This is a genomic window from Methanomassiliicoccus luminyensis B10, from assembly GCF_000308215.1.
Lineage (GTDB): Archaea > Thermoplasmatota > Thermoplasmata > Methanomassiliicoccales > Methanomassiliicoccaceae > Methanomassiliicoccus > Methanomassiliicoccus luminyensis.
Map to the genome: position 1 here is coordinate 18,672 of NZ_CAJE01000003.1, position 19,254 is coordinate 37,925.

The window sequence follows — 19,254 nt, forward strand, 5'->3', positions numbered from 1 at the left end:
GGAAGAACATCGTTCTCAGAAGCAGAAGATGGTGCAGGGAAGAGATTGGGAAGTGGTTTCAGACTTAGACGCAGATTCTAGCACTCCCCCCGGTACGCGCGCCGGGACCGCGCATCAATGGCTAAACCTGCCTTATTTTGGAGGATTGGTCCAAATGACCAGCTTAATTGGATATATTATCCAACTAGTACTAAAATCGAATATCGGATATATACATACGTGCATTGTGTTCTATAATTAGAAAACGCTCAGCAAGGCCCGGGCGGCGGGCCCCCGCCTCGGACCACGCTCGCGGGAACGCCCCGTCCAGCATAATGATCTCGGGCCGCTCCGTGCCTCCCGGCTCACGCCTCAGCGGTCCCCGTCATCAACGGCACGTTTTAAGCGTTAAAACCAGGTTCTATCCCCGTTTTTGAGAAAACATTTAAATTCGGCCACACGTCTTATGTAACTCTGGGCCAGGTGAGCGCAGTTTGGTCGCCGTTGACGATATGAACCACCGGATCCTAAAGCTCCTCAAGATGGACGGGAAGATGACCTACCGGGAGATAGCGTCAAAGCTTCGGAGGTCTCCCTCCACGGTTAGGGACCGCATCAGGAGGATGGAGGACTACAACGTCATCCTCGGCTACGCCGCCATCGTCAACAACGAGCAGATGGGGATGCAATCTGACGCCATCATCCTGGCGAACATCGACGAGGGGATCAGCTCCAAGGACCTGAGGAAGCTCCAGGACGTGGAAGGGGTCATGGAGGTCCTGCTGGTGAGCGGGGGGAAAAGGGCCATGGTCCGGCTTCACGCGCCGGACAACCGGACCCTCGACAACACCATCGCCAATTCGATTATCCCCATCGGCCTGAAGGACGTCGAGGTGCGCATCGTTCTCGAGTCGGTGATGCGCTTCCCCGGCATCTGACCTCAGATCGCGGTGGGATCGAAATGTCCGCGGAAGGGCCTCGATGATGTCGGGGCGATCTTCCTGATGTCCGACCAGTCGTGCGGGACGCTGACGCCGAAGGCCTTCTCGTAATCGGACACCAGCTCCTCCAGCTTGCCCCTGTCCTCGTCGGTCAGCTCCTTGAACGCCGCGGCCACGCCCAGCTGGTGCTGCTCCACCTTGCCGCGGACGAATATCGCGCCCCCGTGCATGCCGGTGCCGAGGTTCGAGCCGACCGGGGACGCGTTCTGGGGGACCCCGATGCCCAGCACGAGTATGGCGCCCCCGGCCATGTACTCCCCGAGGTACTCGCCGGCCCTCCCGCCGATCACGATGGAGGGGCGATGCTCGGCGAACTCCTTCATGTGGATGCCGACCCTGGTGCCGGAGCTGCCCTTCACTAGGATGCGTCCGCCCCTGGCCGCCAGCCCGGTAACGTCCCAGGCGTTGCCGTGGACGACGATGCGCCCGGAGGACATGGTGTTGCCGGTCATGTCCTGAGCATTGCCGAACACCTCGATGGTGGGCCCGTCGAGGAACGCGCCCAGGTTGTTGCCCGGGGTCCCCCTGATCCCAATGTACAGGTCCTTGCTGGTGCAGGCGGAGGCGATGTACCTCTGGCCCATGACGCCCTCCACCACGATGCGGCTGGCGCCGCCGCGCACGGCGCTCCTTATCTCCGCGTTCACCAGGCGGAAGTCGATGGGGCGGCCGTACGGGTCCTTGGCCGAGGCGTCGATGACCGTCTCCTCGCAGCCGTCGCCGTTCACGCGGACGTCAGAGCAGATGGCGCCCATCATCTCATCCCCAGCCTTCGCCGATGTGCTTCACGCCCATGATCTCGGCGATCTTGGGGTTGGGGCCGAAGTACCTCAGGCGGTCGCGGTTGCCCACGAGCGACTCGACCGAGTCGATGCCCATGGCCCCCAGGATCTCCTTCAGCTCCTCGTTCCACGCGTGCAGCAGGCGGACCACCCGCTTGGAGCCGACCTCGGGATCGAGGCGGGCCACCAGCTCGGGCCTCTGCGTGGCGATGCCCCACGAGCACAGCCCGCGGTGGCAGGACTGGCACACCCGGCAGCCCAGGGCGATGAGGGGCGCGGTGCACACCATGGCCACGTCGGCGCCCAGGGCGATGACCTTGACCATGTCCGCGGAGGACCTGATGCTGCCGCCGGCGCACAGGGTGACGCGGTTCCTGATGCCCTCGTCGGTGAGGCGCTTGTCCACCACCGCCACGGCCACCTCGATGGGGAGGCCGGCGTGGTCCCGGATGATCCTGGGAGTGGAGCCGGTCCCGCCGCGGAAGCCGTCGATGGTGACGAAGTCCGCTCCCGCCCTCACCACGCCGGAGGCGATGGCGCCGACATTATGCACGGCGGCGATCTTGACGCCCACCGGCACCTTGTACTCCACGCTCTCCTTCAGCACTGAGATGAGCTGCTGAAGGTCCTCGATGGAATAGATATCATGGTGAGGGTACGGGGACAGCGCGTCGGTGCCCTGGGGGATCATCCTGGTGGATGATATGAGCTCGGAGACCTTCTCCCCCGGCAGGTGGCCGCCGTGGCCCGGCTTGGCGCCCTGCCCGATCTTGATCTCCACCGCCGCGGTCCTCTTCAGGTACTCGGGGGTAACGCCGAACCTCCCTGAGGCGACCTCGCTGTTGATGTTGGCGGCGTACTTGTAGAAGTCCTTGTGCAGCCCCCCCTCCCCGGAACCGGCCAGGATGTTCAGCTCCTGGGCGGCCATGAACAGCGACTTCTGGGCGTTGTAGCTGATGGCGCCCAGGGAGACGTGCCCCAGCATCAGCGGCATATCCATGACCACGAACGGCCCGGAGCCCCCGTCCTCGGTGACGCACCCGTCCTCGGACACCCTGACCCGGCCGGAGCGCCGGCCCAGGACGGTCCTGGTCTCCACCGTCTCCCTCAGCGGGTCGATGGCGGGGTTGGTGACCTGGGCCGCGTCCAGCAGCAGGTCGTCGAAGATGGTGCCGTAGGGGAGGTCGTTCCCGCAGGAGGACAGCAGGACGCCGCCGGAGCTGGCCTGGGAGATGATGCCCTGGCGTATGCGGTCGTTGAAGGTGGCGTGCGGCGCCATCTGGGGCGGCAGCTGCCTGATCTCGATGGCCCGGTTGGGGCAGAAGGACGCGCAGCGCATGCAGGCCACGCAGCCGCCCTTATACCATATGCGGTTGCCCTTGGCCTCCAGCGCGCCGTAGGTGCATTCCTTCAGGCACCTCTTGCACATCTGGCAGCTGTCGCGGTTGATCACTGGCTGGAACTTGTCTAGTATTATCGCGTCGGCTTTCCTTTCGGACTCGGATTGAGCGGCGGGGCTCAACAGAACACCCCCTGGAACGGTTCGGTCTCGTTGCCGCGACGGATGATCCCTTCACCCATCTTGGCGATCATCGGGCTTCCCGGGTTAGCGACCCAGGTGTCGGCCGTCCCATCGACGATGCGCACCGCGCATTCCTCCGAGGCGGCGTAGACCCTCTTCTTATCCGCCGACTGCCCGATGAGCAGGGGGCGGAGCTTCTTCCGGTCGGCCATGGCGATCATGGTGATCTCCGGCCTGGACCGGCCGACCAGTATGGAGAACGGCCCATTGAGGAACGCCTCCTTGTACGTGACCCTGAGCTGATTCCCGAGGTCCCGGCTCTTCTGGTCCAGGCGCTTCATGTCCCCGTAGTACCACGGGGCCATGGCGAACCCCGCGGCCTGGATGGGGAGCTTGTGCCGCCGCACCAGCAGGTCCCACTGATAGGTGACGACCTCGGTGTCGGTGAGGAGGGAGCAGCGGTACCCGTTCATCTCCACGAAGCGCTTGTTGACGCCGTAGGAGGTTATCTCGCCGTTGTGGCAGACGGACCAGTCCAGCAGGCTGATGGGGTGGGCCCCGGCCCACCAGCCGGGAGTGTTGGTGGGGAACCTGGAGTGGGAGAGCCACATCTGGGCGTCGTACCTGCCCAGGTCGTAGTAGTCGGCGATCTCGTAGGAGAAGCCGTTCCCCTTGAACACGGCCATGTCCTTGCCGCTGGAGATGCAGATGGCACCGGGGATGATCCCGTTGATGCCCATGACCGTCTCCACGACGCACTCGTCGGGGGCCTGGTCCCTGATCCTGAACTTCTCCGACCCGGGGTCGGGCTGGAAGAAGTACCGCCACACCATCGGGTAGGGCGGCTTCATGGAGGACGTCTTCTTGGTGTAGACGGGCTCGTCCTTGAGGATCTCCCCGCGGCCCTTCAGGTACTCTTCCACCGAGGACATCGCCTTCTCGTGGTCGAAGAAGAACTGCAGGCAGTAGTCGTCCTTGTGCTGGTCGAAGAGGCCGTACGCGACGTACCCTGAGCCGAGGCCGTTCTCCCTCTCGTTCATGGTGCACAGCATGCGCCCGATCTGCTCCCCGGAGATCCTGCCGCCGCTGACATCGAAGCAGCCGGCGATACCGCAACCGCCCATCATGTAGGTGAGGCCAGGCGGCTTGTCGGCCCCGTAGGTGGGGAGCTGAGGGAGCGTGTCCCTTCCGTTGGTACTGCCGTGTTCCGTGTTATCTTGTCGCATTCACTCACCCCGAGGTGTTGCCTATATTCAATTTATGGGACAATTGCTTCGAACTTTACGATGTCTTTAGACGAGCGTCGGAACGACACGGTTCTAAGCGACCGTCATTAGACATCTGTCGGTATGTCCGCAATATCATGAACCATTTCGGTTTATTAATCGTTGTTGCCAAAATGAGTCTCAGAAGAATAAAATTTTTCGGAATTCGTATACTTTTTTAAGAAATTTCGCCAGGTATGTCTATGTTATTCGAATTATTCTAGATACATGTACATTTTTTTACTTTATCAACAGATTTTTGAAGCATTGAAGAATCAACTTTTACCCTCGTTGAATGTGTTCCACGCTTTTTCGTTCCTTGGACCGATAACGGAGGCCTTTCCGCGCCTTCCGGAGGCTCCGGCGCGGCCCCGCCGCGAGGCCGGGGCTCCGTACGTACCGGCCAAAAGCGGCGTATCGGGTCGGTCCAGAACAGGGGGCCGCGGGCCGTTCCCGATGCCGGATGTCGAGATCGGCACCGATGGGGGGTTACGGCCGGGGACCGAAAAGTTAATTCCAGAATATTTATAGAAAGTATGCATATGGGATTCTAAAGAGGAGCCTCACCCATGTCATCGCTCAAGCTGACCCTTATCCCGCAGCTGCCCGACCTTGACGAGATACGGCAGATGAGGAAGCGGCTGGACCTGTCCCAGAGGGAGCTGGCGTCCCTGGCCGGCGTGTCGCAGTCGCTCATCGCCAAGATCGAGAAGGGAAGCATCGACCCCTCCTACGACAACGTGAGGAAGATCTTCAACGCCTTCGAGGACATCCTGAAGAAGCGCGCCCTGGAGGGCAAGAACATGGGCGCCCGGTTCACCGTGGGCGACCTGGCCACCAGGGGCGTGGTGTCGATCTCTCCCGACTCCACCCTGGGTGAAGGAGTGGACAAGATGGTGAAGGGCCGCTTCACCCAGCTCCCGGTGTTGGTGGGCGATCGCATCGTGGGTGGCATCACCGACGACCGCATACGTGACTATACTATAGAGGAAACGAGGAACCAGCGCAAGTCTTATGATGAGGTCATGCAGACCAAGGTGGAGACCATCATGGAGGACCCCTTCCCCATTCTCAGCGAGGACACCCCCATCGAGCTGGCGTCCCTGCACCTCCAGAGGGAGGAGGCGGTCCTGGTGTCCCGCCGGGGAACGATAATCGGCATCCTCACCAGCGCGGACTTCCTGGACCTGGGCCTGCACTGAGGCGGCATGAAGAAGAACGAGCTGGAACGCTTGCTGCAGAAGGTGCCGCCGCACTCCGTCCCCAAGGCCGGCCTGGAGCAGTACTCCACCCCCGCGGCCATCGCCGCTGACGTCCTGTACACCGCCTACTCCTTCGGCGACATCGCCGGGCGGTCGGTGGCGGACCTGGGGTGCGGCAGCGGGATATTCTCCATCGGGGCGTGGGCGCTCGGCGCCAGCAAGGTAACGGGCGTGGACGTGGACCACGCCGCCATCGAGGATGCCGCACGGAACATCAGCGCGTTCGGGGCGGAGGTCGTTCTCGTCGAGAGCGACGTCAGGGACGTGGACCTCAGGGCGGACACCGTGGTCATGAACCCCCCCTTCGGCTCGCAAAAGAAGCATGCCGACCGCCCCTTTCTGGAGGCGGCGGTGCGGACGGCGCCAAGGGTGTACAGCCTCCACAACGCGGGGACGGTGGAGTTCCTGAACGTCATGCTGAGGTCCCTGGGGGCCGAAGTGTTCTGCCAGAAAAGCTATAAATTACAAATCCCTCATATGTTCGACTTCCACGACAGAAAGAAGAAGGATATCGAAGTAGCGCTGTTGTGCATTTCATCGGATGTGACCAAATGACAGGAAAGACCGTTTTGCCCGGCGACGAGGTCGCCGTGGCCGAGGAGTACATGCCCGCGGAAGGCACCTACGAGCATGACGGGAAGATATTGTCCTCCCTGGCCGGCGAGCTCCAGCTCGACGACGCCGAGAAGGTCGCCAAGGTGAAGGCCAAGAACCCCATGGTGACCCTGAAGAATGGGGACAGCGTGTTCTGCCGTATCACCGACGTAAGGGCCAGCATGGCCATCTGCGAGATCATCGGCGCCGAGGGCAAGGACCGCGAGATAACCGGCGAGACCTCCGCCACCATCCACATATCCAAGCTGTCCTCCGAGTACGTGCAGGACGTGGGCAGGGAGTTCCGCCCCGGGGACCTGATACGGGCCAAGGTCATACAGACCAGGCCATCAGTGCAGCTCTCCACCCAAGAACCGCACTTCGGGGTCATCAAGGCCCTTTGCCGCAAGTGCCGCTCCCCCCTCGCCAAGCAGGGCAAGTCGCTAAGGTGCGAGCCGTGCGAGAGGACCGAGAGCCGCAAGGTCGCCGACGACTACGGCGACATCAACTACTGATGCGGGAACGGGGGCAAGGCCCCCCTTCCGCGCCCCATTTTTTTATTGAGCCAGTTAAAAAGAAAAATCAATAAGCGCGCTCTTTAGGAAGGAGCATAGAACTCATTTTTTTGATCGCAACACGGAGCGACGCCTAATAGATTAATAGTAGAACAACATTGCGTTGAACATACGGGATCCTCGGATACCTCGGAAGAAGCAAGGCGCTCTCCCAGACGGAGAGAAAGACCGCTGAAGTTCCGAACATGCTCCCGATCACCGCTGTCCTATGGATGCTTAGGACGGCAGGCTGTCTGTCGACCAGCCAAATGTAGCGAGTGTTGAGGCCGAAGGCCGGAAGGCAGTTGAGGCGGAGCTTGGTTACAAGCTCGCGGATATCTCCGCGAGCGGTTGACATCAATAATCGTTGTTGGACAAGGCGGAGGGTGAACGATGACCAAGACCAATGAGGATCTCATCCGCGAGATAAACGAGCTCAAGACCGAGATGAAGCAGATGAGGGAGATCTTGAACATGTTGTTTACCATCGTGGTCGACTCGGACGATGACGACGAGGAAGAGGACTACGGATACCCTGGCTTCACCCAGGATACCCCGAAGTTCAACACCTGAACCTGGTCCAATGTTCCTCAGTGATACCATGCGTTCATTCCGTCTCGGGGGGCAGCGGTCCTGAGGGTGGTGTGCCTTCTTTCCGGCGGGATCGACTCCCCGGTGGCCGCCGACCTTATCGGGCGCAACGGGGCCGAGGTCGTCCTGCTCCACATGGACAACCGCCCCTACTCCGACAACGCCGTCATCGATAAGGTACAGAAGCTGGCCGGCCAGCTGGCCAGGGGCCTGGGGCGCGATGTGCCGCTGTACGTCGCCCCGCATGGATATGATCAGCTGATGATCTCCCGCCACTGCCGGAGGGAGCTGCAGTGCGTGCTGTGCAAGCGCACCATGCTCAAGGTCGCCAGGAATGTCGCCCGGGACCTTGGCGCGGATGCCGTGGTGACCGGCGAGTCGCTGGGCCAGGTGGCCTCCCAGACGCTGCACAACCTGGCGGCCGAGGAGAACGGGCTGGGCTTCCCGGTGCTGCGCCCCCTGATCGGCCTGGACAAGCTGGAGATCGAGAACATCGCCAAGCGCATCGGCACCTATGATATATCGATCCAAAAGAGCATGCCATGCAGCGCGGTGCCCTTCCACCCCGCTACCATGGCCACTGTAGAGATGATCAGGGTCCAGGAGGGGAACCTGGACCTCGAGAAGCTGGCGGAAGAGGCCGCGGAGGAGGCCTTCCTGCTCAGTAGTACGAGCAGCTCAGGTACCTAGAGGGGTCCAGCATGTCCGCGGTGACCTTGCTGATATAGCGGGCCTGGACGCGCGAGATGTATAATATGAAGTCGCCCACCTTGATCTGGAGGTCCGATTCCTTGGGGGCCTTCATCTCGGTGGGTACGACGACAGGGCCGGAGCACGAAGTGGACACGCGGTAGTCCTTCTTGTTCGTGAGGATGAAGTCGATCACCGCTTGCTCCACCATTATGTCAGTCATGGATGTCCGAAAAAGCACGTCCCTATTTAGGGATTGCGAATACTTTTTCACGCCCGGCCACCATGGCGGTGCGTGAAGTTCGTTCTGGACACCTCTGCGCTGTTCTCCATGCAGGACCTCCCTCCCGGGGAGGCGCACGCCACCCCCGGGGTCATCGCCGAGCTGAGGAAGTACGAGGACCCCCGTCTGCGCTTCTGGGACGACCTGCTGAAGGTGTCATCGCCCACCGAGGCGGCCCTGCGGAAGGTCAGGGAGGCGGCGGCCCGCACCGGGGACGACGCGAGGCTTTCGCCGACCGACCTGGAGGTGCTCGCCCTGACCGTGGACCTCGGCGCCACCCTGCTCACCGACGATTACTCCATACAGAACCTGGCCAGGGTGATGGGGCTGAAGTACCGGGGGGTGGGGATGAAGGAGATCAAGGAAACCCTCACGTGGAAGTACCGCTGCGTCGGCTGCAGGAAGGAATGGGATAAGAACTACCCCGACTGCCCAGTGTGCGGCAGCGCCCTGCGCTCGGTCCGCTCACGGAAATGACGGCCTGCACCTGAGGATGTTCCCCATCCTCCTGGCGCCCAGCACATTCATGGAGAACTCCAGGCGGCGGTTGCTGCCGAAGAACAGGTCCGCCAGCATCTTGGTGTGGACCGCTGTGCGGAGCGGCTTGGCCACCTGGTGCCTCCACAGATCCTCGTACCTGGACAGCGGGACCCCCTTGGCGACGTGCTCCGCGGCGACACGCCCGGCCAGGCGGCCGCATATCATGGCTATGGGAATGCCTCCCCCGTTCACCGCCATGACGTGCCCGGCGGCGTCCCCCACCAGGAGGCCGTGCTCTGCGACGGTCCGGTCCAGCGGGCCCTTGGACGGCACGTACTTGCCGATGGGGCGGGTGACGATATTCAGCCCCCTCTGCTTCAGGTACGCGTCGAAGTAGTCGGTGAGCTTCCCGTCGGCCCAGCGGCGGGCCACTCCCACCCCCACGTTGGCCCCCTTGCCCTTGGGCAGCACCCACGCGTACGCGCCGGGGGCGACGCTCCCGAAGTGCATCTCCATGATCGGCTCGAAGTCGCCCTCCGCCTGCGCGGTGATGGCGGGATAGGGGTCCTGGTTCTTCGGCAGTCCCAGGCAGGCGGCCACCTTGGAGACCGGGCCGTCGGCGCCGACCACCACCTTGGCGCGGTACGTCGCGTCCCTGGTCCTCACCTCGGTGCCGTTGACATCTATGACCTGCGCGGAGGTAGCGATCTCCGCCCCGGCCTTGCGGGCCTTCTCCGCGAGGTGCTTGTCGAAGCGGTCGCGGTCGGTGGTGTACCCCTTGAAGGGAACGTCCCAGTGGCGGTTCGGGGAAAGAATGCGGAATATGTCCATGCGGCGGGAGATGAGGGATTCGGGGACATCGAACAGCGGCCCCAGGTCCGGCGAGTTGGGCAGGATGGCCTCCATCTCCTCCAGGAGGGGCATGAACTCTCCGCAGGCCACCGGCTCGCCCACGTTCTTCTTCTTTTCCAGGACCAGGACGCTCGCCCCGCCCAGCGCGGCGTGCTCGGCGGTGCTGCTGCCGGCGGGCCCGCAGCCCACGACGATGACGTCGTAATCGGTCCTCATCCTCAGGCCTTCCTCTCGACCACACTGTCGGCCAAGGCTATCAGGGCGTCCTTGTAGATGGATGGTTCGATGTCCTTTATGGCCGCGACGGCCTTGTCCCGGAGATCGTTGGCGTGCTTCCTTGCCGCCTCCACCGCCCCGGAGGCCTTTACCAGGGCCAAGGCCTCCTCGACCTCCGCCCTGGTCTTCTCCCCCTTCTGATAGATGTCCCTGATCCTGGCCCCGCTCTTCTCGTCGTGCATGGCCAGCATGATCGGCAGGTTCGGCTTTCCCTCCACGATGTCCATGCCCCGGGGCTTCCCGATGTCGGCCTCGTCGCCTATGATGTCGAGGATGTCGTCGATGATCTGGAACGCGAAGCCGATATTCAGCCCGTAGTTGCCGAAGGCGATGAGGTGGTCGGCGGACCCCCCTCCCACGTAAGCGCCGACACGGGCGCTGGCCTGGATGGGCTCGGCGGTCTTCCCGTCGATGATGTCCTTGTAGACCTCCAGGGGGGTATGGGTATCGTGCTCCACCTGTATCTGCAGGATCTCGCTTTCGGCCATCCGCTGGCAGGCGTCCGCGACGATCTCGATGACCTCCGCGATCTCCAGGATCCCGCCCAGGCGGAAGCCCTGCACGAAAAGGAAGTCGCCGGTTATGATGGCCTTCTGGGTGCCGTACTTGCGGTACGCCGACACGTGCCCCCTTCTGGTCCGCGCGCCGTCGTTGATGTCATCGTGGACCAGGCTGGCGGAGTGGATAAGCTCGAAGGCGGCGGCGAGCTGGATGACCCTATCGGGGTCGGCGCCCCCGACGCTGCGGAACGCCAGGAGGGCCACTCCCGGGCGCATCCTTTTGCCCCCGGAGGTCAGAATGTGATTGGCGATCTCGGTAAGCAGGGGCTGCTGGGTCTCCACGCTCCGTACCATGGTTTCTTCGACCTTACGGAGCTCGTCCTTTATGGGCGCATCCCAGCTTGCTACCATGTCGCGACCTAACACTAAAGTGTTACTTAACGCTTATGAGCCAAACCCAGTACGTTGGAGGCCTGGCGTTGCCATTTTGCGCGCCGCGGAGCAATCGGAACGGTAATATCCCGCCCGCTCCGAACGTGCAAGCATGATGGAAGGGCGGCAACGGACCTCAAGCACAGTGAAGGACTGCATGGACCGGCAGCTGGTGACGGCGCCGCGCAGCGGGACCATGGCCGACGTACTCGACGCTATGATCTACAGCAACCATCCCAGCGTGGTCGTCCAGGACGGGGACGAGATAATCGGCATCGCCTCGGCCGCCGACGTCGGCAGGATGGTGGCGGACGGCAAGGACCTCAGGGACACGGAGGTCAAGAGCTTCCTGAGCGCGTGCCAGCTCACCGGCAGCTCCCCGTGCGTGCAGATACCGGAGAATGAATCGGTGATCAACGCGCTCAAGGTCATGGAGAACTACGGCATCAGCGAGCTCATAGTCGTAAATGAAGAAAACAAGCTCGTCGGGACGATCTCCGCCCTCGACGCGTTAAAAGGTTGGAGGAAAGGGGTTTAGGCTCCCGAACCGGCCTAGCCCAGGCCGCCGCCGCCCAGCAGGGCCCTCGCGGCATCCAGGCAAGCCCCGAACACCTGGTCGGGCCACAGGCCGATCAGGATGGTCGCGAGCAGGCAGACGGCCACGGCCGCGGTCATGGTCCAGGGGAGCTTTATGCGCTCCTTGCTGGGGCCCTCCTCGACGTACATGTACTTGACCACGCGGGCGTAGTAGTACAGGGACAGCGCGGAGTTGAGTATGCCGGCAATGGCCAGCCACAGCATCCAGTTGTTCGCCGCGATCGACGAGGCGTCCACGGCGGCACCGAACAGGAACATCTTGCTCCAGAACCCTGACAGGGGCGGGATGCCGGCCAGGGCGAACATCAGGACCATCATGGTGAAGGCCAGGAAGGGGGCCCTCTTGGCGAGCCCCTTGTAGTCCGCGATGTTCTCCCCCAGGGCGGTGTAGGCGAGAGCGGCCACGATCACGAACGCCCCGCCCTTCATGAAGGCGTGGGTCACGATGTGGAATATGCCGCTGCCGACCGCGAAGTCGGTGGCCACCGCCACGGCGATGAGCATGTAGCCCGCCTGGGCGATGGACGAGTACGCTAGCATCCTCTTCATGTTCGTCTGCGACAGAGCGACCACGTTGCCCAGGGTCATGGTCAGGATGGCGATGATGGACACCACCGGCTGCCAGTCCGCCTTGAGCGCGATGAGCGCGACAAGGAAGAGCTTGAACAGCAGGACTATGCCCATGCTCTTGGAGCCGGCCGCCAGCATGGCCGAGATGGTGCTGGGGGCGCCCTCGTACACATCGGGGGCCCACATGTGGAAGGGCACCAGGGCGACCTTGAAGCCGAACCCGGCGATGAGCATGCCTATGCCCAGCAGGGCCACCGCATCCAGGCTGCCCAGGTTGGCGAGGGCGGCGTTCATGCCCTCCAGGTTGGTGGTCCCGGTGACGCCGTACAGCAGCGACATGCCGTAGAGCGAGATCGCGCTGGACAGTCCGCCGATGATGACGTACTTCACCGCCGCCTCGGACCCCCTCTTGTCCTTCTTGCGGAAGGCCACCAGGGCGTAGGACGCCAGGGAGGTCGCTTCGAGACCGGCGAACAGCATGAGCAGGTCGTCGGCCCCGGCCACGACCATCATGCCCGCGGTGGCGAGCATGAGCAGGGAGTAGTACTCCGCCAGATGCCTGTCCTTCTCAACGTACCTCGCCGAGGCGAGCACCACGAAGGCCGCCACCGCCAGGAACACCAGGGAGAACACCGCCGCGAACGCGTCGAACGTCAGCAGGGGAGTGTTCGCCCCGCCCAGGGTGACGGGGTAGCCGTTGAACATGAAGTGCAGCACCGTGCCTATGGACGCGGCGATGCCCACCAGGGACACCGTGGCGAGGGCTTTGCTTGACTTCGCTAGCAGGTGCACCGCGGGCAATACCGCGGCGAACACTACCAGGACTATCACGGGGTAGAGCGCGCTGTAATCAATAGCCATTTCAGATCACCCCGGACAGGATCCTGGGAATGGAAGGCACGATGTAGTCCATGATCAGGGCGGGCCACACCCCGTACAGCACTATCAGCCCGATGAGCACGGCCAGGGGGCCGATCTCGAACCAGTAGGCGTCGTGGATGTGGTGCGTGTCTATCTTGGTGGTCAGATCGCCGAATATGGTCCGCTGCATCGCCCACAGGTAGTAGGCGGCGGTCAGCGCGACGCTGATCATGGGTATCAGGACCCACAGGCCGATCCAGTCATAGGTGGCCGTGAACACCGAGAACTCGGCGAGGAAGCCGACCATGCCGGGAAGGCCCAGCGAGGCCATGAAGCCTATCATCATGACCGTGGCGACGATGGGCATCTTGGGGGCGAGGCCTCCAAGCAGAGGTATCTCTCTGGTCCCGGCCTTGTGCTGGAACATGCCGCAGGTCATGAAGAGGACCGCCGTGATGAGGCCGTGGGCGAACATCTGGAAGACCGCCGCGGCCACGCCCAGCTCGCTCAGGGTAGCGATGCCCAGCATCACTATGCCCATGTGGCTGATGGACGAGTACGCCACCATCTTCTTCAGATCGGTCTGCGCCAGGCAGGCCAGGGCGCCGTATATGATGGACACTATGCCGATGATCGCCATCAGTACCTGGAACTCCGCCGCGACACCGCCCTCGCCCGCGAAGGTGAAGAGGTTGATGCGGATGAGACCATAGGAACCCATCTTAAGCAGCAGGCCGGCCAGAAGGACCGACCCGGCGGTGGGCGCCTGCACGTGGGCGTCCGGCAGCCAGGTATGGAACGGCACCATGGGCATCTTGACGATGAACCCGAAGAACAGTGCCGCGAAGATGGCCACCTGGAGCATGTGCCCGAGGTCCCCGGCCACCGCTGCGATGTCCAGCATGTTGAAGGTCCCGAACTGCCCGGCCGCGATGATCCCGCTGTCCACCAGCAGGGGCGCCGTCGTGAAGTACAGGGCGAATATGCCCAGCAGCATGAACAGCGACGCCACGTGGGTGTATATGAAGAACTTTATAGAGGCGTAGGCCCGGTTGGGACCTCCCCATATCGCTATGAGGAAGTACATCGGGATCAGGACGACTTCCCAGAATATGTAGAACAGGAAGTAGTCCAGAGCCGTGAACACGCCGATGACGCCGACCTCCAGGACCAGCATCAGGGCCATGTACTGCCGGGTCTTGTCCTTCACGTCCCAGGAGAACAGTATCGCCAGGAACACCAGCAGGGCGGACAGGAACACCATGGGTATGGATATCCCGTCCACGCCGAGGAAGTAGCTGATCCCGAGCTGGCTGACCCAGGTGTGGTTCTCTACGAACTGGAACTCGGTTCCCAGGGGGGTGCCCAGGGAGAATTCCGAGAGCAGGAGGACCGACAATACCAGAGGTATGGCGGAGAACACCAGGGCGATGTACTTCGCCACCTTGGGGTCCTTCCCGAGGAAGAACGTCGCCAAGGCGCCGATCAGCGGTATCACGATCAGCAGGGTTAATATTGGAATGTTCTCGAACATTTTAGATCAGCCCTCCGAATATGAAGAGGAGGACAGCCACAAGCAGGATCCCCACGACCACGATGGCCGCGTAGGTCTGCACGAAGCCGGTCTGGACACGGCGAAGGTAGTTGCCTCCCTTCACCGAGGCCGCGCTTATCGCGTTGACTATGCCGTCGATGACCTTCCGGTCGAAGAAGTCCACGACCTTGGACAGGCCGTAGATGACCTTCAGGCCGATCCAGTCGTAGGCCGCCTTGAACCCGTACCTGGCCAGGAGAACATCGTAGGCTCCCTTGCGGAGCTTCCCGGCAGTGAAGATGTCGGCGTTGATGCTCTTCCGGTCGTACACCAGGTAAGCCAGCAGGATGCCGGCCGCCGCTGCGATTATAGATATGTACGTCAGCGCGCTGGTGAAGACCTCTTTCAGCGTCTCGAGCGGAGTATGCTCGTGGATGTGGAAGAACTCCGGTACCAGCAGGTTCTCGAAGCCGGTGAAGATGCCGATCAGGCCGGACCCGAAGGCCAGGACTGCCAGGATGACCAGCGGGGCCCACATGACCGCGGGGCTCTCGTGAGCGTGCTCGTAGGCGTGGCGGTCCCTCGGCTCTCCCCGGAAGGTCATGAACCACAGCCTGAACATGTAGAACGCGGTCATGAACGCGGTCAGGACGCCCATGATGAACAGCACATAGAATATGGCGTTCTCCGCGCCGGCCTCGAACACCGTCGCCAGGATCTCATCTTTAGAGAAGAACCCGCTGAACGGCGGTATGCCGGCGATGGATATGCAGCCTATGAGCATGACCCATGGGGTTATCTTCAGCTTCTTGGACAGTCCGCCCATGGACCTCATGTCCTCGGTATGCACGGCGTGGATGACCGCGCCGGCGCTCAGGAACAGGAGGGCCTTGAAGAACGCGTGGTTCATCAGGTGGAACATGCCCGCGGTGTAGCCCGCGTTGGCCTCCTGGGTCATGGCGAACAGGTATCCGCCGGCGCCCAGGGCCAGGAACATGTAGCCCAGCTGGCTCACCGTCGAGTACGCCAGGACCCTCTTGATGTTGGGATTGTTGAGGGCCATGGTGGCCGCGAACAGCGCGGTGAAGCCGCCGATGATGGCGATTATCAGCAGGGTGTCGGGGGTCTCCACCAGGATCGGGTAGGACCTCGCCACAAGGTAGACACCGGCCTTGACCATGGTGGCCGCGTGAATGAGCGCGGAAACGGTGGTGGGACCTTCCATGGCGTCGGGAAGCCAATCATGCAGGGGGAACTGCGCCGACTTGCCGATGGCACCGCCGAATATCATGAAGGTGCCGATGGTCAGCAGGGTGTTCCCGCCCACGAACTGGTCGACATTGTTGAATATGTGGTCGAAGTCCAGGTTGCCCCCGAACCCGACGAAGAAGATGAATAGGCCGACCATGAACATTATGTCGCCGATCCTGGTGACCAGGAAGGCCTTCTTGGCGGCGGAGGCCGCGGAAGGCTTGGTGTACCAGAAACCGATGAGCAGGTATGAGCACAGTCCAACCAGCTCCCAGAAGATGAACATCTGCAGGAAGTTGGAGGCCAGAACCAGACCGAGCATGACGCCGATGAAGAGAGAGATGATGGCGTAGTACCTGCGCTTCTTCTCACCCTCCTCGTGCATGTACCCGACGGAGTAGATGACCACCAGGGTGGCGACGAACGACACCACGATGAGCATCAGGGCGGTCAGGTTGTCGATGTATATGCCCATGTTGAAGGTGAACCCGTCGACCACCAGCCACTCCAGGCTGGACTTGTACGCTCCTCCGGGGACGCCTCCGCTGAGCACCTCGTAGGCGATCAGCAGGGAAAGCACGCAGGAGATGGCGGTCGTCAGGATGGCAATGTACCCGCCGCCCTCCCACTTCTTGAACAGCTTGTTCCCCAGGAACCCTATCACGACGAACGAGATCAGGGGGATGATGGGGATCAACCAGGCTAGTTCGCTTATCAAATTACCACCTCAGTAGGTTGATTTCATCAAGGTTGATGGTGTCCCTGGACTTGTACAGTACAAGGATGATCGCGAGGCCTACGGCCACTTCCGCCGCCGCGATGGCGATGGAGAACAGGGCGAATATCTGCCCGGTGGCGTCGTTCAGGTAGGACGAGAACGCCACGAAGTTGATGTTGGCCGCGTTCAGCATGAGCTCGACGCACATCAGGACGATGATGGCGTTCTTCTTGGTGAGAACGCCCACGAGCCCGATCACGAACAATATGGCTCCCAGGCCAAGGAAATACTCGATAGGGATCATTCTTTTTCCTCCTGGGCGAGGTACACGCCTCCCATCATGGACACGAACAGCACGACCCCTACGATGAGGAAGGCTATGCCGTAGTCCTCGAACAGGGTGATGCCTATGTCGCGGATGGGGGTCTCGGTTATTCCCCAGCTGCCCGGCCACGCGGCGGTCATAAGAACGCCGAGGAGCAGCAGCAGGAACAGCGCGGCGATGAGGCCCAGGCGGGCCTTCTTCTGAGACGCTTCCTTATTCATTGCGCTCACCTCCGACGAGCCTGCGCTTGGTCAGCATTATTCCGAACAGCATCAGCACGGACACCGCTCCGACGTACACGAGGACCTGGATGATGGCCAGGAACTCGGCCCCCAGGAAGATGTAGATCACGGCCACCCCGATGAAGGTGAAGGCGAGCCACACGATGCTGCGAACGATCTCCTTGGTCCACACGATGGCGATCGCCGATGCGATGGTCATCGCGGCAAAGATTAGGAAGAACAAAAGGTCCCATTCCACCATTTACTGCACCTCCTGCATGGTGAGCGCGTCCTTGGGGCATATATCGACGCAGTTCTCGCAGGCGACGCACTTTTCCACGTCGAACTTGGGCTTCTTGACCGGCCTGCCCTTCTCGTTGACGCCGGCCTCGACCATTACTACAGCGTTCACGGGGCAGACCTTGACGCAGCGCTGGCAGCTGATGCACTTCTTGTCCTCCAGTACGGGGACGTCCTTGTTCAGGATGCTCTCTCTGGGCTCCACGCCTTTGTGGAGCTCGGCCGGGAGGACCTCCATGATGTGCACCTCGTTGCCGGGGACGCCGGGCCACTGCAGCTTGTAAGGATCGAATATTATCTCTTCCCGGGTGAACGAGGCAAGCTCGTACTCCGGGGTCACGATCATAGACTTGGTGGGGCAATACTCGGCGCAGTACCCGCACATCATGCACCTGCCCACGTTGACGCGGGGCCTCTTGACCTTGGCAGGGGCTTTCCCCTCCTCGCAGTGGAGGTCGTCGACCTCCAGAAGGTCGATGCACTTGTTGGGGCAGATGCGCGCGCATATGCCGCAGCCGATGCACTTGTCGAAGATCAGGCCGGGCCTGCCGCGGAACACGTCAGGCAGGACCTGCTTCTCCCACGGATACAGGATTGTCTGGGGCCGATGGATGCTGGCCTTGAAGGTCTGCTTGAGGGTCAGCCAGAACGGCTTGAGTATCCAAGTCGTCAGGCCAAGCTCCTGGTTCTTGCGGGACTTCTTGACTTCAGACATTAGAACAATCCCTCCCATTCCAGGGTCTTCAGCAGTATGGCGATGAACAGGTTGACCACCGCCAGGGGCAGCAGCCTCTTCCAGCCGATGGACAGGATCTGATCTGTCCTGACCCTGGCCAGAGCGCCCCTGAACCAGATCATGACCGCGAACACGATCAGGACCTTGATGATGAACCAGATCTCGTCGGGGATGATGTTGTTGAACGGGCCGCTCCATCCGCCCAGGAACAGAAGGGTGAACAGGCAGGAGCCTACGAACCCCCTCATGTACTCCGAGCACATGATCAGGCCGAACCTCATATCGCCGTATTCGGTCTGCCAGCCTTCCACCAGCTCAGCCTCGGCCTCGGGAAGGTCGAAGGGGACCCTTTCCAACTCGGCGATCATGGATATAAGGAACACGAAGGCGCCGATGATCAGCGGCACTATGTACCAGATGCTGTTGGTCTGGGCATCCACCACATCCAGGAAGTTGAAGCTCCCGGCGAGGATGAGGACCGATACCACGGAGAGCAGCAGCGGGATCTCGTACGCGATGATCTGCGCGGCCGCACGCATGCCCCCGATGAGGGTGTACTTGTTATTGGACGCCCACCCGCCGATCAGCACCGCGAACGGGGCGATGCTGAAGATGGCGAAGGTGAGTATCACGCTGAGGCTCGAGTTGGTGGCCCAGAACCCCGGGCTGTACGGTATGGTGACCATCAGGAACCCGGAGGTCCCGATGAGCAGGATCGGGGTGATCTCGTATATCAGCCGGTCCGCTGACTTGGGGACGATGTGCTCCTTCAAGAGCGTCTTGATGGCGTCGGCGAAGTTCTGGAACAGGCCGATGGGGCCGGTCATGGTGCCTCTGCGGTCCATCAGGCGGCCGAGCAGCTTGCGCTCCTCCCAGATCAATGTGATCGACATCAGCAGTCCGACCACGAAGACGATCAGGACCACCAGGACGGTGTTGATGAAGTCGACGACACCGGCGCTCCCGACCCACTTGGCCAGGGTCTCCAGGGTCAGCCAGTCCAAGATCCTGCCGATGATGTCGACCATCAACCAATGAGTGATCCCGTATAGGAATTCGTAAATGTTCAGGTACATCT

The 19,254-nt window shown here is 61.9% G+C and carries 22 protein-coding genes; 8 read left to right on the top strand and 14 right to left on the bottom strand.

The window, feature by feature from the left end; genetic code table 11:
- Positions 1-473 precede the first annotated feature (473 nt).
- On the top strand, positions 474-917 hold the full coding sequence (locus WYS_RS00285) for an Lrp/AsnC family transcriptional regulator (protein WP_019176156.1): 444 nt from the start codon (positions 474-476) through the stop codon (positions 915-917).
- Positions 918-919: 2 nt separating this feature from the next.
- Here WYS_RS00285 and WYS_RS00290 read toward each other — a convergent pair whose 3' ends face one another.
- From WYS_RS00290 to WYS_RS13780, 3 genes are all read right to left on the bottom strand, one after another.
- Positions 920-1,735 carry a GltB/FmdC/FwdC-like GXGXG domain-containing protein gene (locus WYS_RS00290; RefSeq protein ID WP_187120209.1) on the bottom strand — a complete coding sequence of 272 codons (816 nt, stop codon included), beginning with the start codon at positions 1,733-1,735 and terminating at the stop codon, positions 920-922.
- 4 nt (positions 1,736-1,739) lie between these two features.
- Positions 1,740-3,191 carry a glutamate synthase-related protein gene (locus WYS_RS00295; protein WP_049796197.1) on the bottom strand — a complete coding sequence of 484 codons (1,452 nt, stop codon included), beginning with the start codon at positions 3,189-3,191 and terminating at the stop codon, positions 1,740-1,742.
- Between the two features lie 89 nt (positions 3,192-3,280).
- The gene (locus tag WYS_RS13780) at positions 3,281-4,510 is read right to left on the bottom strand and encodes a hypothetical protein (RefSeq protein ID WP_019176159.1); all 1,230 of its coding nucleotides are present in this window, start codon (positions 4,508-4,510) and stop codon (positions 3,281-3,283) included.
- 608 nt (positions 4,511-5,118) lie between these two features.
- Between WYS_RS13780 and WYS_RS13785 the strand changes: the two genes are divergently transcribed.
- The 5 genes from WYS_RS13785 to WYS_RS13790 all read left to right on the top strand — a co-directional run bounded on the left by WYS_RS13785 (position 5,119) and on the right by WYS_RS13790 (position 8,240).
- Positions 5,119-5,751: a CBS domain-containing protein gene (locus WYS_RS13785; protein ID WP_019176161.1), complete on the top strand. Its 633-nt coding sequence runs from the start codon at positions 5,119-5,121 to the stop codon at positions 5,749-5,751.
- 6 nt (positions 5,752-5,757) lie between these two features.
- Entirely contained in the window at positions 5,758-6,366 is a 609-nt protein-coding gene (locus WYS_RS00315) for an METTL5 family protein (protein ID WP_019176162.1), read from the top strand.
- Entirely contained in the window at positions 6,363-6,920 is a 558-nt protein-coding gene (locus WYS_RS00320; RefSeq protein WP_026068656.1) for an exosome complex RNA-binding protein Csl4, read from the top strand. Before WYS_RS00315 ends, WYS_RS00320 begins: the two co-directional genes overlap by 4 nt.
- Positions 6,921-7,352: 432 nt before the next feature.
- Entirely contained in the window at positions 7,353-7,532 is a 180-nt protein-coding gene (locus tag WYS_RS00330; protein ID WP_019176165.1) for a hypothetical protein, read from the top strand.
- A 66-nt stretch (positions 7,533-7,598) separates the two neighbouring features.
- The gene (locus WYS_RS13790) at positions 7,599-8,240 is read left to right on the top strand and encodes a tRNA 4-thiouridine(8) synthase ThiI (protein WP_019176166.1); all 642 of its coding nucleotides are present in this window, start codon (positions 7,599-7,601) and stop codon (positions 8,238-8,240) included.
- Here the strand turns inward: WYS_RS13790 and WYS_RS00340 are convergent.
- Positions 8,212-8,463, bottom strand: a complete 252-nt coding sequence (locus WYS_RS00340) for a hypothetical protein (protein WP_019176167.1) — start codon at positions 8,461-8,463, stop codon at positions 8,212-8,214. The genes WYS_RS13790 and WYS_RS00340 overlap by 29 nt on opposite strands.
- Before the next feature lie 72 nt (positions 8,464-8,535).
- Between WYS_RS00340 and WYS_RS00345 the strand changes: the two genes are divergently transcribed.
- Entirely contained in the window at positions 8,536-9,000 is a 465-nt protein-coding gene (locus WYS_RS00345) for an NOB1 family endonuclease (protein WP_019176168.1), read from the top strand.
- Here the strand turns inward: WYS_RS00345 and WYS_RS00350 are convergent.
- Positions 8,989-10,071 carry a geranylgeranyl reductase family protein gene (locus WYS_RS00350; RefSeq protein WP_019176169.1) on the bottom strand — a complete coding sequence of 361 codons (1,083 nt, stop codon included), beginning with the start codon at positions 10,069-10,071 and terminating at the stop codon, positions 8,989-8,991. The genes WYS_RS00345 and WYS_RS00350 overlap by 12 nt on opposite strands.
- A 2-nt stretch (positions 10,072-10,073) precedes the next feature.
- On the bottom strand, positions 10,074-11,042 hold the full coding sequence (locus WYS_RS00355) for a polyprenyl synthetase family protein (protein WP_019176170.1): 969 nt from the start codon (positions 11,040-11,042) through the stop codon (positions 10,074-10,076).
- 133 nt (positions 11,043-11,175) lie between these two features.
- Here WYS_RS00355 and WYS_RS00360 point away from each other — a divergent pair, with 133 nt between their 5' ends.
- On the top strand, positions 11,176-11,601 hold the full coding sequence (locus tag WYS_RS00360; protein ID WP_026068658.1) for a CBS domain-containing protein: 426 nt from the start codon (positions 11,176-11,178) through the stop codon (positions 11,599-11,601).
- A 14-nt stretch (positions 11,602-11,615) separates the two neighbouring features.
- Here WYS_RS00360 and WYS_RS00365 read toward each other — a convergent pair whose 3' ends face one another.
- The 8 genes from WYS_RS00365 to nuoH are packed head-to-tail and all read right to left on the bottom strand — an operon-like array spanning position 11,616 to position 19,252.
- Positions 11,616-13,091, bottom strand: a complete 1,476-nt coding sequence (locus WYS_RS00365; protein ID WP_019176172.1) for an NADH-quinone oxidoreductase subunit N — start codon at positions 13,089-13,091, stop codon at positions 11,616-11,618.
- Position 13,092: 1 nt separating this feature from the next.
- A complete protein-coding gene (locus WYS_RS00370) occupies positions 13,093-14,625 on the bottom strand; it encodes a complex I subunit 4 family protein (protein ID WP_019176173.1) in 1,533 nt (510 codons plus the stop codon).
- Between the two features lies 1 nt (position 14,626).
- Positions 14,627-16,594 (bottom strand): NADH-quinone oxidoreductase subunit L, encoded by a 1,968-nt coding sequence (gene nuoL, locus WYS_RS00375; protein WP_026068660.1) that lies wholly within the window; start codon positions 16,592-16,594, stop codon positions 14,627-14,629.
- A gap of 1 nt (position 16,595) precedes the next feature.
- Entirely contained in the window at positions 16,596-16,898 is a 303-nt protein-coding gene (fpoK, locus tag WYS_RS00380) for a F420H2 dehydrogenase subunit FpoK (protein WP_019176175.1), read from the bottom strand.
- Positions 16,895-17,140 (bottom strand): NADH-quinone oxidoreductase subunit J, encoded by a 246-nt coding sequence (locus tag WYS_RS16500; RefSeq protein WP_019176176.1) that lies wholly within the window; start codon positions 17,138-17,140, stop codon positions 16,895-16,897. The genes fpoK and WYS_RS16500 overlap by 4 nt, the downstream gene beginning before the upstream one ends.
- Positions 17,133-17,402, bottom strand: a complete 270-nt coding sequence (locus WYS_RS16505; protein WP_019176177.1) for an NADH-quinone oxidoreductase subunit J family protein — start codon at positions 17,400-17,402, stop codon at positions 17,133-17,135. The genes WYS_RS16500 and WYS_RS16505 overlap by 8 nt, the downstream gene beginning before the upstream one ends.
- Positions 17,403-18,155: a 4Fe-4S binding protein gene (locus tag WYS_RS00395; protein ID WP_019176178.1), complete on the bottom strand. Its 753-nt coding sequence runs from the start codon at positions 18,153-18,155 to the stop codon at positions 17,403-17,405.
- Positions 18,155-19,252, bottom strand: a complete 1,098-nt coding sequence (nuoH, locus tag WYS_RS00400) for an NADH-quinone oxidoreductase subunit NuoH (protein WP_019176179.1) — start codon at positions 19,250-19,252, stop codon at positions 18,155-18,157. Before nuoH ends, WYS_RS00395 begins: the two co-directional genes overlap by 1 nt.
- Positions 19,253-19,254 lie beyond the last annotated feature (2 nt).